The organism is Paraburkholderia sp. BL6669N2, assembly GCF_003387275.1.
Lineage (GTDB): Bacteria > Pseudomonadota > Gammaproteobacteria > Burkholderiales > Burkholderiaceae > Paraburkholderia.
Genome location: NZ_QUNA01000001.1, coordinates 2803637 through 2818858, shown reverse-complemented (window position 1 = coordinate 2818858; position 15222 = coordinate 2803637). Strand labels below are relative to the sequence as shown.

At 64.7% G+C, this 15222-nt stretch carries 16 protein-coding genes; 10 read left to right on the top strand and 6 right to left on the bottom strand.

What is annotated here, in order from left to right; genetic code table 11:
• Window positions 1-69 precede the first annotated feature (69 nt).
• The 4 genes from B0G80_RS12735 to waaF form a co-directional block, all read right to left on the bottom strand.
• On the bottom strand, window positions 70-654 hold the full coding sequence (locus B0G80_RS12735) for a DUF2946 family protein (protein ID WP_116118227.1): 585 nt from the start codon (window positions 652-654) through the stop codon (window positions 70-72).
• Window positions 647-1753, bottom strand: coding sequence for a hydrolase (locus B0G80_RS12730; RefSeq protein WP_116118226.1), 1107 nt, complete (start codon window positions 1751-1753; stop codon window positions 647-649). The genes B0G80_RS12735 and B0G80_RS12730 overlap by 8 nt, the downstream gene beginning before the upstream one ends.
• A 39-nt stretch (window positions 1754-1792) precedes the next feature.
• The gene (locus tag B0G80_RS12725) at window positions 1793-2239 is read right to left on the bottom strand and encodes a nuclear transport factor 2 family protein (protein WP_106284077.1); all 447 of its coding nucleotides are present in this window, start codon (window positions 2237-2239) and stop codon (window positions 1793-1795) included.
• Between the two features lie 167 nt (window positions 2240-2406).
• Window positions 2407-3432, bottom strand: coding sequence for a lipopolysaccharide heptosyltransferase II (gene waaF, locus B0G80_RS12720; protein WP_106284078.1), 1026 nt, complete (start codon window positions 3430-3432; stop codon window positions 2407-2409).
• 15 nt (window positions 3433-3447) lie between these two features.
• On the opposite strand from waaF, the gene B0G80_RS46815 reads away from it, so the two are divergent.
• Window positions 3448-3573: a hypothetical protein gene (locus B0G80_RS46815; protein WP_258878884.1), complete on the top strand. Its 126-nt coding sequence runs from the start codon at window positions 3448-3450 to the stop codon at window positions 3571-3573.
• Window positions 3574-3797: 224 nt separating this feature from the next.
• Here the strand turns inward: B0G80_RS46815 and B0G80_RS12715 are convergent, their stop codons facing one another.
• Both B0G80_RS12715 and B0G80_RS12710 read right to left on the bottom strand, forming a co-directional pair.
• Complete coding sequence (locus tag B0G80_RS12715; RefSeq protein ID WP_007180502.1) at window positions 3798-3992, bottom strand: zinc-finger domain-containing protein; 195 nt, start codon at window positions 3990-3992, stop codon at window positions 3798-3800.
• Window positions 3993-4054: 62 nt separating this feature from the next.
• Window positions 4055-4978: a branched-chain amino acid transaminase gene (locus B0G80_RS12710; RefSeq protein ID WP_106284079.1), complete on the bottom strand. Its 924-nt coding sequence runs from the start codon at window positions 4976-4978 to the stop codon at window positions 4055-4057.
• Window positions 4979-5198: 220 nt separating this feature from the next.
• On the opposite strand from B0G80_RS12710, the gene B0G80_RS12705 reads away from it, so the two are divergent.
• The 9 genes from B0G80_RS12705 (at window position 5199) to B0G80_RS12665 (ending at window position 15126) form a co-directional block, all read left to right on the top strand.
• On the top strand, window positions 5199-5945 hold the full coding sequence (locus B0G80_RS12705) for an AzlC family ABC transporter permease (RefSeq protein WP_116118225.1): 747 nt from the start codon (window positions 5199-5201) through the stop codon (window positions 5943-5945).
• The gene (locus B0G80_RS12700) at window positions 5942-6265 is read left to right on the top strand and encodes an AzlD domain-containing protein (protein ID WP_106311304.1); all 324 of its coding nucleotides are present in this window, start codon (window positions 5942-5944) and stop codon (window positions 6263-6265) included. The genes B0G80_RS12705 and B0G80_RS12700 overlap by 4 nt, the downstream gene beginning before the upstream one ends.
• A gap of 271 nt (window positions 6266-6536) precedes the next feature.
• A complete protein-coding gene (locus B0G80_RS12695) occupies window positions 6537-7730 on the top strand; it encodes a phosphoglycerate kinase (protein ID WP_116118224.1) in 1194 nt (397 codons plus the stop codon).
• Window positions 7731-8184: 454 nt separating this feature from the next.
• Complete coding sequence (gene pyk, locus B0G80_RS12690; protein ID WP_106284083.1) at window positions 8185-9621, top strand: pyruvate kinase; 1437 nt, start codon at window positions 8185-8187, stop codon at window positions 9619-9621.
• 315 nt (window positions 9622-9936) lie between these two features.
• On the top strand, window positions 9937-11001 hold the full coding sequence (fba, locus tag B0G80_RS12685) for a class II fructose-bisphosphate aldolase (RefSeq protein WP_106284084.1): 1065 nt from the start codon (window positions 9937-9939) through the stop codon (window positions 10999-11001).
• 132 nt (window positions 11002-11133) lie between these two features.
• Window positions 11134-12024 carry a phosphoribosylaminoimidazolesuccinocarboxamide synthase gene (locus B0G80_RS12680; protein ID WP_012434235.1) on the top strand — a complete coding sequence of 297 codons (891 nt, stop codon included), beginning with the start codon at window positions 11134-11136 and terminating at the stop codon, window positions 12022-12024.
• A 223-nt stretch (window positions 12025-12247) separates the two neighbouring features.
• On the top strand, window positions 12248-12766 hold the full coding sequence (gene purE / locus B0G80_RS12675; protein ID WP_116118223.1) for a 5-(carboxyamino)imidazole ribonucleotide mutase: 519 nt from the start codon (window positions 12248-12250) through the stop codon (window positions 12764-12766).
• A 112-nt stretch (window positions 12767-12878) separates the two neighbouring features.
• Window positions 12879-14075, top strand: a complete 1197-nt coding sequence (locus B0G80_RS12670) for a 5-(carboxyamino)imidazole ribonucleotide synthase (RefSeq protein ID WP_116118222.1) — start codon at window positions 12879-12881, stop codon at window positions 14073-14075.
• Window positions 14076-14085: 10 nt separating this feature from the next.
• Window positions 14086-15126: an L-threonylcarbamoyladenylate synthase gene (locus tag B0G80_RS12665; RefSeq protein WP_116118221.1), complete on the top strand. Its 1041-nt coding sequence runs from the start codon at window positions 14086-14088 to the stop codon at window positions 15124-15126.
• The last annotated feature ends 96 nt before the right edge of the window (window positions 15127-15222 follow it).

Sequence of the window (15222 nt, the reverse complement as noted above, 5' to 3'; positions counted from 1 at the left end):
GTTGCCTGCGCCTGGCGGGGTTCAACGCGCTGGCCTCGTCGAAGCACGGCGCAGCGCGTGGGCTAATGTTCAAGCGCCCGCAGCGGCCGGACTTGGCACAAACTTAAATCGCGCCGCAACGTCGCTTCGCCGCACAGCCTGCAGCGGCAGCACAACCCGATTGTTCCAGCGAAACTCGCCGCTCATCGAATCGTCCGCCAGCGTCGCGTGATCGGAGAACACTTCCAGATCGTGGTCGTGCAGGACGGCGACTCTCGGCGGCGTCGCGCCGTCGGTAAAGAGAATGCCGCCTTCTTCATCGACGAACACGGCTGCGGGCTCGAATGGGCCGCCCGCCTGGTCCTGCAAGGCGAGCATTGCGGCGCCGGCCTCCGTATTGGCCGACAGCCTCACCACCCACGGCGTATAGCCCAACTCGACATACACGCGCTGCGGACCGTTCTGGAAATACCATTGCCCGCGCTCGTCAGCGTCGTAATTCCTGTTGATGAACGCGAGCAACGCTTCATGGCGGATCGGTGTGCCCGGCGAACCACTCGACTGCGCGGCTTCGTCGCGCATGCGCCAGTTGCCGCGCCTGTCCAGCATCAGCCACCCTGTGCAACTCGGTACATTCGGCCATTTGGCCAAGGCCTGCTTGACGATGTCATCCATGATCGACGTGTTGCTCCAGATAGCCGAGCACGCGCCGTGACAGCCAGTCGATGCGGCCCGGAAACGGCCCGGTCATAAAGCCGGCGTGGCCGCCGTGCCTGGGTTGGTCGAGTTCCACCGCCGCCGAGACTTCATGCCGCGACGGCAATGCCGCAGCCGGCAGGAACGGGTCGTTGCGCGCGTTCAGCACCAGCGTGGGCACCTGAATGTGCGGCAGCAGCGGACGCGTGGTCGCCGTGCTCCAGTAGTCGTCGGTATCGCGAAAGCCGTGCAGCGGCGCGGTCACCACGTTGTCGAACTCGTACATGGTGCGGCTCGCCAGCATCGCGTCACGGTCGAACAAGCCGGGAAACTGAACCAGCTTCTGCTCGGCCTTCTGCTTGAGCGTCTTCAGGAAACTGCGCGTGTAGACAAGGCCGAAGCCCTGCGACAACGCGCGGCCGCCGGCATGCACGTCGATGGGTGTCGAGATCGCCGCGGCGGCCGAGATCACCGAGGCCGCGTCTTCGCGCCGCTCGCCCAGCCAGCGCAGCAGCACATTGCCGCCGAGCGACACGCCGGCCGCCAAGATCGGCCCGCGATGCGCGGCGCGCAGGCGGCGCAGCACCCAATCGACTTCATTGCTGTCGGCGAGATGATAGAAGCGCGGCATGCGGTTCAACGCTCCGCTGCAACTGCGAAAGTGCGGCACGACGCCGTGCCAGCCGGACTCGCGCGCGGCCGCCATCAACGAAGCGGCGTAGTGCGAGCCCGAACTGCCTTCGAGGCCGTGAAACAGCACGAAGAGCGGGGCGGTGTCGGCGGGAATGTGAGGTGCGGCGCCAAGCTGGGCGTCATGTTGCACCCAGTCGAGATCGATGAAATCGCCGTCTGGCGTGTCCCAGCGCTCGCGCCGAAACGAGACGGCGGGGCGGCGCGCAAACAGCGACGGGACGATGGTCTGCACATGCCGGTTCGGCAGCCAGAGCGGCGCGCGGTAGAGCAAGTCGACGGCCGCTTCGACCGTCGCCTCGACGGCGGCCGCGGCGCGTGCCGCGCCGGAAGAAGCGGATTGATCGTGCGTCGTGCCCAAAAGGGACTTCCTGCGGGGCGTGCTCATGCCTGCTTCAGAACAAAAAAGTGAAACGCGCGGTGCGCGTCAGTGCAGCGACCCCTGGCCATGCCGCATCTTCGTGGCGAACTGGCTGGCGGCTTCGTTGGGCATCGGACTCGCGTGAATGTGCGCGATGCGCCATTCGCCGCGTTCGTGAACCATCACGTAAGTCGTGAACACCATGGCGGGCGTGGCCTTCGGGTCGGCCGGCCGGTGCGCTTCGGCAATCGCGTAGACCACGGTGCCGAGGCTGTCATAGACGCGGATATCGAGCGGTTCGATGGAAACCCGCGCGGTTTCGAGCTGGGTCTGCAAGCCCGCGCGAATGCTGTCGAGGCCGTGCAGGTGCGAGCCGTCGGCGCAGATGCAGCTCACGAACTCTTCATCGATCCACAGACCCATCAAGCTGTCGATATTGACCTCGGCGACGGCCTGGTAATAGGCGTTCAGGGTATCGGCGGCGGCTTCGAAGATATGGGCAAAACGTGGCATGGCTCGTCAGTCTCTTGTGCGCGGCGCGCGGTTGCGGGACAGCGGTCAGCGGGACAGTCCGGGGCACCGGACAATCGCACCCGAGCGCCAGAATGCCCGCGCCGCAAGGCGCGAACATGACGCGACGCGCTCAGGGCGTGCGGTGTTGCGTGCAAGTGTCAGCGAGTTCAGCGTTGCGCCAGCAACATGCCGCGCAAATCGCCGAACACCTGCTCGGCGCTCAACTGCTTCAGGCAGTTCAAATGACCAAGCGGACACTCGCGCTCAAAACAGGGGCTGCATTCGAGATGAAGCCATTGTACCTTCGCAAGCTCGGACAAGGGCGGCGTGTGGCGCGGATCGGTCGAACCGTACACGGCCACCAGCGGCCGGCGCAGCGCGGCGGCCACGTGCATCAGGCCGGAATCGTTGGTGACGACGGCGTTGGCGCGCGAGATCAGCGCGCACGCCTCGCCTAGTGCGGTCTGGCCGCACAGGTTGCGCACGTTCGGCGCTCGCTCGGCAATGGCCTGTGCGAGCGGCGCGTCTTTCGGCGAACCGAGTGCGACGATCTGCGTGTACGGGAACGACTGGCCAACCATTTGCGCGAGCGATGCGAAGTGCTCGGGCGGCCAGCGCTTGGCCGGGCCGTATTCGGCGCCCGGACAGAACACCAATAGCGGCACGCGGGTGTCGAGATTAAAGCGTGCCGAGACGCGCGACGCTTCGTTCAGGTCCGCGTCGAGGCGCGGCATCGGCAGGTCGTCGGGCAGCTTGGCGCCGGGCGCGTAGGCGAGGGCGGCGTACTGGCTGACCATCGGCGGGCGCTCGTCCTTGCGCGGGTTCGCATGACGCACGTTCAGCAGGCCGTAGCGGCTCTCGCCGGTATAGCCGATGCGCAGCGGGATGCCCGCCATCCACGGAATCAGCGCCGACTTGAGCGAGTTCGGCAGCACGTAGGCGGCGTCGTAGCCGACATCGCGCAAGTCGCTAGCCAACTGCCAGCGGCGCAGCATTTGCAGCTTGCCGTGCGCGAGATCCGTGGCGTAGACGTCGCGGATTTCCGGCATACGTTCGAGTACAGGTGCGACCCACGAGGGCGCGACCGCGTCGATGACGATGCGCGGATGCAATTTCACGAGGCGCGCAAACAGCGGCTGCGCCATCAATGCGTCACCGATCCAGTTCGGTGCGATAACCAACGCGCGACGCATCAGAGTGAGTGTCCGGTGTCGAAACGAAACCCCGCGCAGGTTTTGCGCGTGGCATTCGGATTAGTAAAAGGAGAAAAGCCGCAAGCCGCGTGGCGTATTTCCGGCATGGCCGGACGCGCCGCGGTGGCGGCCCTGCTGTGACGCGCCTGCTTTCGGACCGGGTTGCGCGCGCGCGTGGCATGGTCACGGTCTGCTACACGACCGGCGCGGGCTCGTGCAACGACCAACCTCGCCGCGGAACAACCCGCAGCCGATCAAGAAGCGAACCCCACGACGCAACCCGCGCGCAACCCGCAACGAAGCGGGCCGCAGACCCGGCAAGCGGCGCCACAAGCCATCAGTGCTCAGTGCTCAGTGCGCTGTGTTCAATGACCCTTGACCACTTCGCCGTCGCGCAGTTTGTAACGCGTGCTGCAGTACGGGCACTTGGCTTCGCCATGCGTGACATCGATAAAGACACGCGGATGCGCGCTCCAGCGCGGCATGGCCGGATTCGGGCAATACGCCGGCAGGTCTTTTGCCGACAGTTCGACCAGCGGCATTTCCTTGATTTCGCTCATGAGACGTTCTCGTTGTATGCAGGGTGCGTGCGTTTCGCCGGTTGATTCCGGCGCAGCGCGCGTTAGATCTTGGTGAGCCAGTTCGCGTACTTGTCGCTCTTGCCGTTCACGATATCGAAGAAGCCCGACTGCAGCTTCTCGGTAATCGGGCCGCGCGTGCCCGAGCCGATCGTGCGGTTGTCGAGTTCGCGGATCGGCGTGACTTCGGCGGCGGTGCCGGTGAAGAACGCTTCGTCGCAGGTATAAACCTCGTCGCGCGTGATGCGCTTTTCGATCACCTGAATGCCCGCGTCGCGCGCCAGCGTGATGACCGTGTCACGCGTAATGCCGTCGAGGCACGACGACAGGTCCGGCGTGTACAGCTTGCCGTTGTTCACGAGGAAGAAGTTCTCGCCGGAGCCTTCCGACACGTAGCCGTCCACGTCGAGCAGCAGCGCTTCGTCGTAACCGTCGGCGATGGCTTCCTGGTTGGCGAGGATCGAGTTCACGTACCAGCCCGACGCCTTGGCGCGGACCATCGACACGTTCACGTGATGGCGCGTGAACGACGAAGTCTTTACGCGGATGCCCTTGGCGATACCGTCTTCACCGAGGTACGCGCCCCACGGCCAGGCGGCGATCGCCACGTGGATGGTGTTGCCCTTGGCCGACACGCCGAGCTTTTCCGAGCCGACCCAGATGATCGGGCGCAGGTAGCAGGATTCGAGCTTGTTTTCGCGTACCACTTCGCATTGCGCGGCGGCGAGCGTTTCGTGGTCGAACGGCACGTCCATCTGGAAGATCTTGGCCGAGTTCAGCAGACGCTTGGTGTGTTCCTGCAGACGGAAAATCGCGGTGCCGCCGTCCGCCGTCTTGTAGGCGCGTACGCCTTCGAAGACGCCCATGCCGTAGTGCAGCGTGTGGGTGAGCACGTGGATCTTGGCGTCGCGCCAGTCGATGAGCTTGCCATCCATCCAGATCTTGCCGTCGCGGTCGGCCATTGACATACGATTCTCCAGCGGGTGCGTTGTTAGGCGTAGCTATGTCGGGTATAGCCAGGACCCGCATTTTAACGTCTTTTGCACACGAAACGGGCATTTGGCCGCATTCCCGACGCTATAATCCAGCGCACGCATAATTCATATCCGAATGCGCCAGCGGGTGCTTGACGACCTGGCGCCGACTTCCCATCCCTGCAGCGCCCCAAGGCGCCCGCGTTTCGCCCCCATGCTCGCTCGCCTGTCAGATGCCAATCGTCGTGCCTTCCGCGAAGGCGCGCGCGACTATTCGCCCACGCTGATGGCGATCTTCTCCTGGGGGCTTGTCACCGGCATCGCCATGAGCAAATCAGTGCTCACATTGCCGCAGGCGCTCACCATGTCGCTGCTGTGCTATGCCGGTTCGTCGCAACTGGCGGTGCTGCCGCTGCTCGCCGCCAAGCTGCCCATCTGGACCGTGCTGCTCACCGCCGCGATGGTCAATACGCGTTTCGTGATCTTCAGCGTGGGTCTCGCGCCGCATTTTTCGTATCTGTCGATGTGGCGGCGCATCGTGCTCGGCTACTTCAATGGCGACGTCATCTATCTGCTGTTCCAGAAGAAGAGCTTCCCCACCGGATATGTGCCGGGCAAGGAGGCGTATTACTGGGGCATGGCGAGTTGCAGCTGGCTGTCGTGGCAGGTGTCGTCGATCGCCGGGATTCTGCTGGCGAGCCTGATTCCCGATAACTGGGGCCTTGCGCTGGCGGGCACGCTGGCCTTGCTGCCCATCATGATCTCGGCGATCGCGACGCGCTCCACGCTGGTGGCGGTCGCCGTCGCCGGTGTGGTGTCGCTGCTGGCGTTCGACTTGCCATACCGGCTCGCGCTGCCGCTCGCGGTGATCGCGGCGATCGTCGCCGGCAGCGCCGCCGACCTGATGGTCGAGCGCGCCGATTTGCGACGCATCCGTAACAGCGCCGGAGATTCCCGATGACATCCACGCAGATCTGGCTGGCCATTTTCGGCATGACCTTGGTCACCGCCGTGACACGCGCGATGTTTCTAATCGGCGGCGAGCGCACCGTTTTGCCGGCGCGGGTGCAGCGCATGTTGCGTTATGCGCCGGCAGCGGCGCTCGCCGCCGTGGTCCTGCCGGACGTGCTGGCAACGCCCGACGGTTTGTCGTTCGCGCCGTCGAACCATGAGTTCTACGCCACGCTGGCGGGTCTCGCGTGGTTTTTGTGGCGACGCACCATGCTCGGTACGATTGTCGTCGGAATGGTCGTGTTCACGCTGTTGCGGCTCTTCATGTAGTTGAAGAGGCAGGAAATGTTGCGTTGCGGTATCAGCGCCGCTCGCTTCAAATACGGGACATTCGCCCGGTCGCGGGTCAGAAGGCCGTGTGGATCAGTTAAAATGCTTGTTTCCGGGATACGCGCGCCGACGCAAGGCGCGCGGGCCGCGGCTCTGCCGCCGGCACCCGAGTCAGTGGAGCCGCTGCCGTGCCTGAGCGCTGGAGTTCACCGCGCTTGAGTACCGCGCGCCGTCCGCCACCGCCTTCTCATCAACTCGCACACACACGCCCATGAACAAGGTATTGCGTCTCTCCGATCTGATCGCCGAAGGCAAGCTATCCGGCAAACGCGTGTTCATCCGCGCCGATCTGAACGTGCCGCAGGACGATCAAGGCAACATCACCGAAGACACCCGTATCCGCGCCTCCGTGCCGGCCATCAAGGCCGCGCTCGACGCGGGCGCCGCCGTGATGGTCACGTCGCACCTGGGCCGTCCGACCGAGGGCGATTTCAAGCCGGAAGACTCGCTGGCGCCGGTCGCGAAGCGTCTGGCCGAACTGCTCGGCCGCGATGTGCCGCTGGTGGCGAACTGGGTGGAAAATGGCGTGAATGTCGAGCCGGGCTCGGTCGTGCTGCTGGAAAATTGCCGCGTCAACAAGGGCGAAAAGAAGGATTCCGACGAGCTCGCGCAAAAAATGGCGAAGCTCTGCGACATCTACGTGAACGACGCGTTCGGCACCGCGCACCGCGCTGAAGCGACCACGCACGGCATCGCCAAATACGCGCCGGTCGCGTGCGCCGGTCCGCTGCTGGCCGCCGAGCTCGAAGCGCTCGGCAAGGCGCTGGGCGCGCCGAAGCGTCCGCTGGTGGCGATCGTCGCCGGCTCGAAGGTGTCGACCAAGCTGACCATTCTGAAGTCGCTCGCCGACAAGGTCGATCAGCTGATCGTGGGCGGCGGCATCGCCAACACGTTCATGCTGGCTGCCGGCCTGAAGATCGGCAAGTCGCTTGCCGAAGCCGATCTGGTGAACGAGGCCAAAGCCATCATCGACGCCGCGAAAGCGCGCGGCGCCTCGGTGCCGATCCCGACCGACGTGGTCACGGCCAAAGAGTTTTCGCCGACCGCCAAGGCCGAAATCAAGGCCGTCGCCGACGTTCAAGACGACGACATGATCCTCGACATCGGACCGGAAACGGCCAAGGGGCTTGCCGCGCAACTGGAAAAGGCCGGCACGATCGTGTGGAACGGCCCGGTCGGCGTGTTCGAATTCGACCAGTTCGGCAACGGCACCAAAACGCTGGCGGACGCCATCGCCAAGTCGTCGGCGTTCTCGATTGCGGGCGGCGGCGACACGCTCGCGGCGATCGCCAAATACGGCATCCACGACAAGGTCAGCTACATCTCGACGGGCGGCGGCGCCTTCCTCGAGTTCCTCGAAGGCAAGAAGCTGCCCGCCGTCGAAGTTCTGGAATCGCGGGCTTAACGTGGCGACGCGCTCCCCAACGGCCAAGTCCGCAAAAGCGCGCGGCGGCAAGCCGCGCAACATCGCGGCGGGATCGGCAGGGGAGCGCGCGGCGCGCTCCGCCGCCACGCCGGCAGCGCTCGAGTCCGCGGGTGATGCCACGGTCGGTTCAGCTAGCCAGCAGCAAGAAGAATCCGGGGCGCCCCGCGCGCTCGCGGAGTTGACCACTGCCGGCGAGGCAGCGGAATTGTCCAGCGCAGATGCTGTACAGACCGCCTCGCCATCCGCAGAACTCCCCGACGAAGAACTCGCCCCGCCACCGGCACCCCCCGTGCTGGTCTCGAATACCGCTTCATCCAATAAAGCGACGCTGGTTTCAACCGGCGCGCAGCCCCCGGCAGCATCTTTCGGTGCGCAGCCTCCGCATCCGACTCGCAGCGCTTTTCCCAGCGATCCTATCCAGACGAGGAGACTCATGCATCGCGCCACCAAGATTGTCGCCACCATCGGCCCGGCTTCCAGCACGCCGGAAATCCTGCTGCAAATGATGCAGGCAGGACTGGACGTGGTACGGCTCAATTTCTCGCACGGCACCGCCGACGACCACCGCCAACGCGCCGAATTCGTGCGCGAGGCGGCTCGCCAGGCCGGCCGTGAAGTCGCCATCATGGCGGACCTGCAAGGCCCGAAGATCCGGGTCGGCAAATTTGAAAACGGCAAAATCAATCTGATCGCCGGCGAGCCGTTCATCCTCGACGCCGACTGCGAACTCGGCAATGAAGAGCGCGCCGGTCTCGACTACAAAGACCTGCCGCGCGACCTGAAAGCGGGCGACGTGCTGTTGCTCAACGACGGCCTGATCGTGCTGAACGTCGCGCGCGTGATCAACAACGAGATTCACACCGTTGTGAAGATCGGCGGCGAGCTGTCGAACAACAAGGGCATCAACCGCCAGGGCGGCGGTCTGACGGCGCCCGCGCTGACCGCCAAGGACATGGAAGACATCCGCACCGCCATGTCGCTCGGCGTGGATTACGTCGCGGTATCGTTCCCGAAGAACGCCACCGACATGGAAATGGCCCGTCAGCTGGCGAACATCGCCGGCGCGCCGTTCGGCATCAAGCCGAAGATGATCGCCAAGATCGAGCGCGCTGAAGCCATTCCGGCGCTGCAGGGCATTCTCGATGCATCGGACGGCATCATGGTCGCGCGCGGCGACTTGGCCGTGGAAGTGGGGAATGCCGCAGTCCCCGCGCTGCAAAAGCGGATGATTCGTATGGCGCGCGAATCGAACAAGTTCGTGATCACCGCCACGCAAATGATGGAGTCGATGATCCACGCGCCGGTGCCGACCCGCGCCGAAGTGTCGGACGTCGCCAACGCGGTGCTCGACGGCACGGACGCGGTGATGCTGTCGGCGGAATCGGCGGCGGGCAAGTATCCGGTGCAGACCATCGAGACCATGGCGGCGATCTGTATCGAAGCCGAGAAGTCGGAGCAGTCGGAGCTGGACAAGGATTTCCTCGATCGCACGTTCACGCGGATCGACCAGTCGATCGCGATGGGCGCGCTGTTCACGGCGTTCCATCTCGGCGCGAAGGCGATCGTGGCGTTGACCGAGTCCGGCTCGACCGCGCTGTGGATGTCGCGTCACTGGACCCACGTGCCGATTTTCGCACTCACGCCGCGGGTCGGCAGCGAGCGGGCCATGGCGCTGTACCGCAACGTGACTTCGCTGCATCTGGACACCAACACCGACCGCGACACCGCGTTGCAACAGGCGTTGGAGACCGTGGTCAGCAAGGGATACGCGTCGCGCGGCGACATGGTGGTGCTGACCGTCGGCGAGCCGATGGGTCAGGCCGGCGGCACGAATACGCTGAAGATCGTACGGGTCGGCGAACCGTATTGAGCGCGTGTGGTGCGTGGGATCGGGGTCGGTGCTGAAGCGCTGGCTCTGATCGACATGCGCTCTGCTCGATCGGCGCGCTCTGCGTCGGATCGGAGTAAGTGCTGAAGCACAAACTCCGGTCGACAGACTTGATTGGCCGAAGCAGGTTGCCATGCTCCGCGAGAGGCGGCGCACAGGCTCCAATCGCGCGTCGAGCGGTAAGGACCGCTCCGTGCTTTAGAGACTGTGTGAACGGGTATGTGGCTTGCTCTGAGACCAACTCGCAAAAAAGATGCCGACGGCACAAGATTTCGTTTCAATCTATGGAGTTATTGCATGCCTCTCGTATCAATGCGTCAACTGCTGGACCACGCCGCTGAAAACGGCTACGGCCTCCCGGCATTCAACGTGAACAATCTGGAGCAGGTTCAGGCGATCATGGCGGCGGCCGACAAGGTCAACGCTCCGGTCATCATGCAGGCGTCGGCCGGCGCGCGTAAGTACGCGGGCGAAGCGTTCCTGCGTCACCTGATCGAAGCTGCGGTCGAGTCGTATCCGCACATTCCGGTCGTGATGCACCAGGATCACGGCCAGTCGCCGGCGGTCTGCATGGCGGCGATCCGCAGCGGTTTCACCAGCGTGATGATGGACGGTTCGCTCGAAGCCGACGGCAAGACGGTCGCGTCGTACGAGTACAACGTGGACGTGTCGCGCAAGGTCGTGGAAGCGGCTCACTCGATCGGCATTACGGTGGAAGCGGAACTGGGCGTGCTCGGTTCGCTGGAAACCATGAAGGGCGACAAGGAAGACGGCCATGGCGCGGAAGGCACGATGACGCGCGAGCAGTTGTTGACCGATCCGGAGCAGGCTGCCGATTTCGTCAAGCTGACCCAGTGCGACGCGCTGGCCATCGCGATCGGTACGTCGCATGGCGCGTACAAGTTCAGCAAGAAGCCCACGGGCGATATTCTGTCGATCCAGCGCATCAAGGAAATTCACCAGCGCATTCCGAACACCCATCTGGTGATGCACGGTTCGTCGTCGGTGCCGCAGGAACTGCTGGCGGAAATCCGCGAATTCGGCGGCGACATGAAGGAAACGTACGGCGTGCCGGTCGAGGAAATCCAGGAAGGCATCAAGAACGGCGTGCGCAAGGTCAATATCGACACCGATCTGCGTCTGGCCATCACCGGCGCGATCCGCCGCTACATGGCGACCAACCCCGGCAAGTTCGATCCGCGCGATTACCTGAAGCCCGCTCGCGAAGCCGCGATGAAAATCTGCGTCGAGCGCTACACGCAATTCGGCTGCGAAGGCCAGGCTGGCAAGATCAAGCCGGTTTCGCTTGATAAAATCGCGGAGAAGTACAAAGCAGGCGAGCTTTCGCAAGTCGTCCGCTAAGCTGTCAACAGGCTCCGCGCCTGGCCGTTTGGCCAGGTTGTCGTTAGACCGCCGTTCCCGCATCATCCGGGGAACGGCGTTTCCCTTTTGTTCCGGTCACACTTTTTGCCTCACTTTTAGCGAACCACGACGATGTCTACCCTCTACGAATCCACGCTCCGCTCGCTGCCGCTGCTCGGCCGCGGTAAAGTCCGCGACAACTATGCGGTGGGCAACGACCAGTTGCTGATCGTCACGACCGACCGTCTGTCCGCGTTCGACGTCATCATGGGCGAGCCGATTCCGAATAAGGGACGCGTGCTCAACGAAATGGCGAACTTCTGGTTCGAGAAACTGAAGCATGTGGTGCCGAACCACCTGACGGGCGTCGCGCCCGAATCCGTGGTGGCGGCGGACGAGGTCGAGCAGGTCAAGGGCCGCGCGGTCGTCGTCAAGCGCCTTGAGCCGATCCTCGTCGAAGCCGTGGTGCGCGGCTATCTGGCCGGCAGCGGCTGGAAAGACTACCAGGCCACCGGTTCGGTGTGCGGCGTCGAACTGCCGCCGGGTCTGCAAAACGCGCAGAAGCTGCCCGAGCCGATCTTCACGCCGGCGGCCAAGGCCGAAATGGGCCATCACGACGAAAACATCACGTACAACGAGATGGAGCGCCGCATCGGCACCGAACTGTCGGCCACGATCCGCGACATCTCGATCAAGCTGTACAAGGAAGCGGCTGACTACGCGGCCACGCGCGGCATCATCATCGCGGATACGAAGTTCGAGTTCGGTCTGGACAATCACGGCAAGCTCTATCTGATGGACGAGGCGCTGACCGCGGATTCGTCGCGCTTCTGGCCGGCCGACCAGTATCAGGTCGGCACCAACCCGCCGTCGTTCGACAAGCAGTTCGTGCGCGACTGGCTCGAAACCCAGCCGTGGAAGAAAGAGCCGCCGGCGCCGAAGCTGCCGGACGACGTGGTCACGAAGACGGGCGAGAAGTATCAGGAAGCGCTCGAACGCCTGACCGGACATAAGCTCGCCTGATTGCGCGCAGCGGTTGGCGCGCGCGAGAAAGCGCGGGCCACCGTGGCTTGCCCGCTCCAGAGGAAGCCGCCTCTGCAATCACGGCCTCGCCGGGCGGCGCGAAGCGACGACTTTGTGGCGCTTCTAACCAGGCGCCGGGCCGCCGCTAATTATTCCGCTCCGCCGGGGCGTCTGGCGCGAAGCGACAGCGCCGGGCGCTCTCAAGAAACAAGGAAGCCGTAAGATGAGTGAAGCACAAACCGCCCATACGCATGGCGCGCCGGTTATCGGCGTGCTGATGGGCTCCAGTTCCGACTGGGAAGTCATGAAGAACGCCGTGGCGATTCTGCAGGAATTCGGCGTGCCCTACGAAGCGAAGGTCGTATCGGCGCACCGCATGCCCGACGAAATGTTCGCCTATGCTGAAAGCGCGCGCGAGCGCGGCATTCGCGCGATCATCGCTGGTGCGGGCGGCGCCGCGCATCTGCCGGGCATGCTGGCCGCCAAGACCACGGTGCCGGTGCTCGGCGTGCCGGTAGCGAGCAAGTATCTGAAGGGCGTCGATTCGTTGCATTCGATCGTGCAGATGCCCAAGGGCGTTCCGGTCGCCACATTTGCGATCGGCGAAGCGGGCGCGGCGAACGCGGCCCTCTTCGCGGTGTCGCTCCTGAGCGGCACGAGCGACGAGTATGCCAAGAAGCTGGCTGCGTTCCGCGTGCGCCAGAACGAAGCGGCTCACGCCATGGTGTTGCCGGCGCTGTAAGCGCACGAACTGACTGCTTGAAGACGTCCCCTGTCCGACCCCCGGCCGGGTGCCTGACATCGCATTGCACGCACGCATTGCACACAGCACCCGGCCGCGACCGACCACTAAGATGAACCCAGACAACACACCGGTTTCACCGATTCTGCCCGGCGCATGGCTTGGCATGGTCGGTGGCGGCCAGCTCGGCCGCATGTTCTGTTTCGCTGCTCAAGCCATGGGCTACCGCGTTGCCGTGCTCGATCCGGACGAAAGCAGTCCGGCGGGCGCCGTCGCCGATCGCCATTTGCGCGCGGCTTACGACGACGAAGCTTCGCTGACCGAACTCGCGCGGCTGTGCGCGGCGGTGTCGACCGAATTCGAGAACGTGCCGGCCGCGAGTCTCGACTTCCTCGCGCGGACTACGTTCGTGAGCCCGGCCGGGCGCTGCGTCGCCGTAGCCCAGGACCGTATTGCCGAGAAGCGTTTTATCGCGTCGTCGGGCGTGACGGTGGCGCCGCACGTGGTGATCGAATCGTCGGATGCGCTGGCCGCGCTCGACGATGCGAAGCTCGAAGCCGTGCTGCCGGGTATTCTCAAGACCGCTCGCATGGGCTACGACGGCAAAGGCCAGATTCGCGTGCGCAACGCCGAGGAAGTGCGCGAGGCGCATGCTTCGCTGGCCGGCGTGCCGTGCGTGCTGGAAAAGCGTTTGCCGTTGAAGTTCGAAGTGTCCGCGCTGATCGCGCGGGCGGCGAGCGGCGCGTCGGTGGTTTATCCGCTCGCGCAGAACACGCATCGCGACGGCGTGCTGTCGCACACCATCGTCCCGGCGCCCGATGCGAGCGCCACGCTCGTCCAGCAGGCGCAACAGGCCGCGCTGCAAATCGCCGACAAGCTCGGTTACGTCGGCGTGCTGTGCGTCGAGTTCTTCATTCTCGAAGACGGTTCGCTGGTGGCCAATGAAATGGCGCCGCGCCCGCACAATTCCGGCCACTACACCGTCGACGCCTGCGCGACCAGCCAGTTCGAGCAACAGGTGCGCGCCATGACCGGCATGCCGCTCGGCGACACGCGCCAGCATTCGCCGGCTGTCATGCTGAACATTCTCGGCGACGTCTGGTTTCCGGACGGTCCGAAGCGCGCGGCCGTCACGCCGCCGTGGCATGAAGTCGCCGCCATGCCGGCAGCCCGTCTGCATCTGTACGGCAAGGAAGAGGCACGATGCGGCCGCAAGATGGGCCACGTGAACTTCACGGCTGCCACGCTCGAAGAAGCGCGCACGGCGGGACGCGATTGCGCGCGGCTTCTGCACATCATCACGAGCTGACACGAGCATCATGCCGGATCAACCGAAACACGCCGAAGCCGCAATGCCGGTGAGCGCCGCGCAGATCGAACACGCGGCGGCGCTGCTCGACGCGGGCAGCCTGGTCGCGTTTCCCACGGAAACGGTCTACGGTCTCGGCGGCGACGCCGAGAGTCCCGACGCCGTCGCGCGCATTTACGCGGCGAAGGGCAGGCCGGCGAATCATCCGGTGATCGTGCATCTCGCGCCACAAGGCGACCCGAACTATTGGGTCGAGCATTTGCCTGCGGAGGCGCAGCGGTTGATCGACGCGTTCTGGCCGGGTCCGCTCACGTTAATTCTGAAGCGCGCCGCGCGCATTCCGGCGGCGGTGAGCGGCGGCCAGGATTCGGTGGGATTGCGCTGTCCGTCGCATCCGGTCGCGCAAGCGTTGCTCGACGCGTTCAATGCATTGCGCGGCGGACACGGCGGTGTTGCGGCGCCGTCGGCGAACCGGTTCGGACATGTGAGCCCGACTACGGCGCAACACGTGCGCGACGAGTTCGGCGACACGATTCATGTGCTGGACGGCGGCGCGTCGGATGTCGGTATCGAATCGACCATTCTGGATTTGTCGCGCGGCTTTCCGGCGTTGTTGAGACCGGGGCGTGTAACACCGCAAGACATCGCCGACGTGCTCGGCGAGGCGCCGCGTTTGCCGGACGGTTCCGACGCGACCGCGCCACGGGCTTCGGGCACGTTGAAGGCGCATTACGCGCCGCGCACGCCGCTGGCGCTGTTGCCGTTCGTCGCGCTGGAGCCTTTGCTTGCCGCGCGGCAAGCGGATGAGCGCGTGGCGTTGGTGGCGCGTGCGTCGCGAGCCGGACATTGGGCTGACGCCGAAGGCGTGCATTTCATCGCCGCGCCTGAAGATCCGCATGTCTACGCGCGTGAGTTGTATGGCTTGCTGCGGGCGCTGGATCGCGCGAACGTGACGCGGATTCTGATCGAGAAGCTGCCGGATACGATTGAGTGGATCGCGGTGAATGACCGGCTTGGCCGGGCGGCCGCCGCGTTCGAAGCGCAGGGATAGTGTAGGCAGCACGGCTGCATCAGCCGCCGGGCCTCTCACTCACCACAGCAAAGAAAAACGGCGGATCGAGCTTCGATCCGCCGTTTTGCCTGCAAC

Coding starts and splice junctions, on each gene's coding strand:
- B0G80_RS12700 (WP_106311304.1), top strand. CDS start 5,942: ATGACATCCACGCAGATCTGGCTGGCCATTTTCGGCATGACCTTGGTC.
- B0G80_RS12710 (WP_106284079.1), bottom strand. CDS start 4,978: ATGTCAATGGCCGACCGCGACGGCAAGATCTGGATGGATGGCAAGCTC.
- B0G80_RS12680 (WP_012434235.1), top strand. CDS start 11,134: ATGTCTACCCTCTACGAATCCACGCTCCGCTCGCTGCCGCTGCTCGGC.
- B0G80_RS12735 (WP_116118227.1), bottom strand. CDS start 654: ATGGATGACATCGTCAAGCAGGCCTTGGCCAAATGGCCGAATGTACCG.
- fba (WP_106284084.1), top strand. CDS start 9,937: ATGCCTCTCGTATCAATGCGTCAACTGCTGGACCACGCCGCTGAAAAC.
- pyk (WP_106284083.1), top strand. CDS start 8,185: ATGCATCGCGCCACCAAGATTGTCGCCACCATCGGCCCGGCTTCCAGC.
- B0G80_RS12695 (WP_116118224.1), top strand. CDS start 6,537: ATGAACAAGGTATTGCGTCTCTCCGATCTGATCGCCGAAGGCAAGCTA.
- B0G80_RS12665 (WP_116118221.1), top strand. CDS start 14,086: ATGCCGGATCAACCGAAACACGCCGAAGCCGCAATGCCGGTGAGCGCC.
- purE (WP_116118223.1), top strand. CDS start 12,248: ATGAGTGAAGCACAAACCGCCCATACGCATGGCGCGCCGGTTATCGGC.
- B0G80_RS12670 (WP_116118222.1), top strand. CDS start 12,879: ATGAACCCAGACAACACACCGGTTTCACCGATTCTGCCCGGCGCATGG.
- B0G80_RS12725 (WP_106284077.1), bottom strand. CDS start 2,239: ATGCCACGTTTTGCCCATATCTTCGAAGCCGCCGCCGATACCCTGAAC.
- B0G80_RS12715 (WP_007180502.1), bottom strand. CDS start 3,992: ATGAGCGAAATCAAGGAAATGCCGCTGGTCGAACTGTCGGCAAAAGAC.
- B0G80_RS12730 (WP_116118226.1), bottom strand. CDS start 1,753: ATGAGCACGCCCCGCAGGAAGTCCCTTTTGGGCACGACGCACGATCAA.
- B0G80_RS12705 (WP_116118225.1), top strand. CDS start 5,199: ATGCTCGCTCGCCTGTCAGATGCCAATCGTCGTGCCTTCCGCGAAGGC.
- waaF (WP_106284078.1), bottom strand. CDS start 3,432: ATGCGTCGCGCGTTGGTTATCGCACCGAACTGGATCGGTGACGCATTG.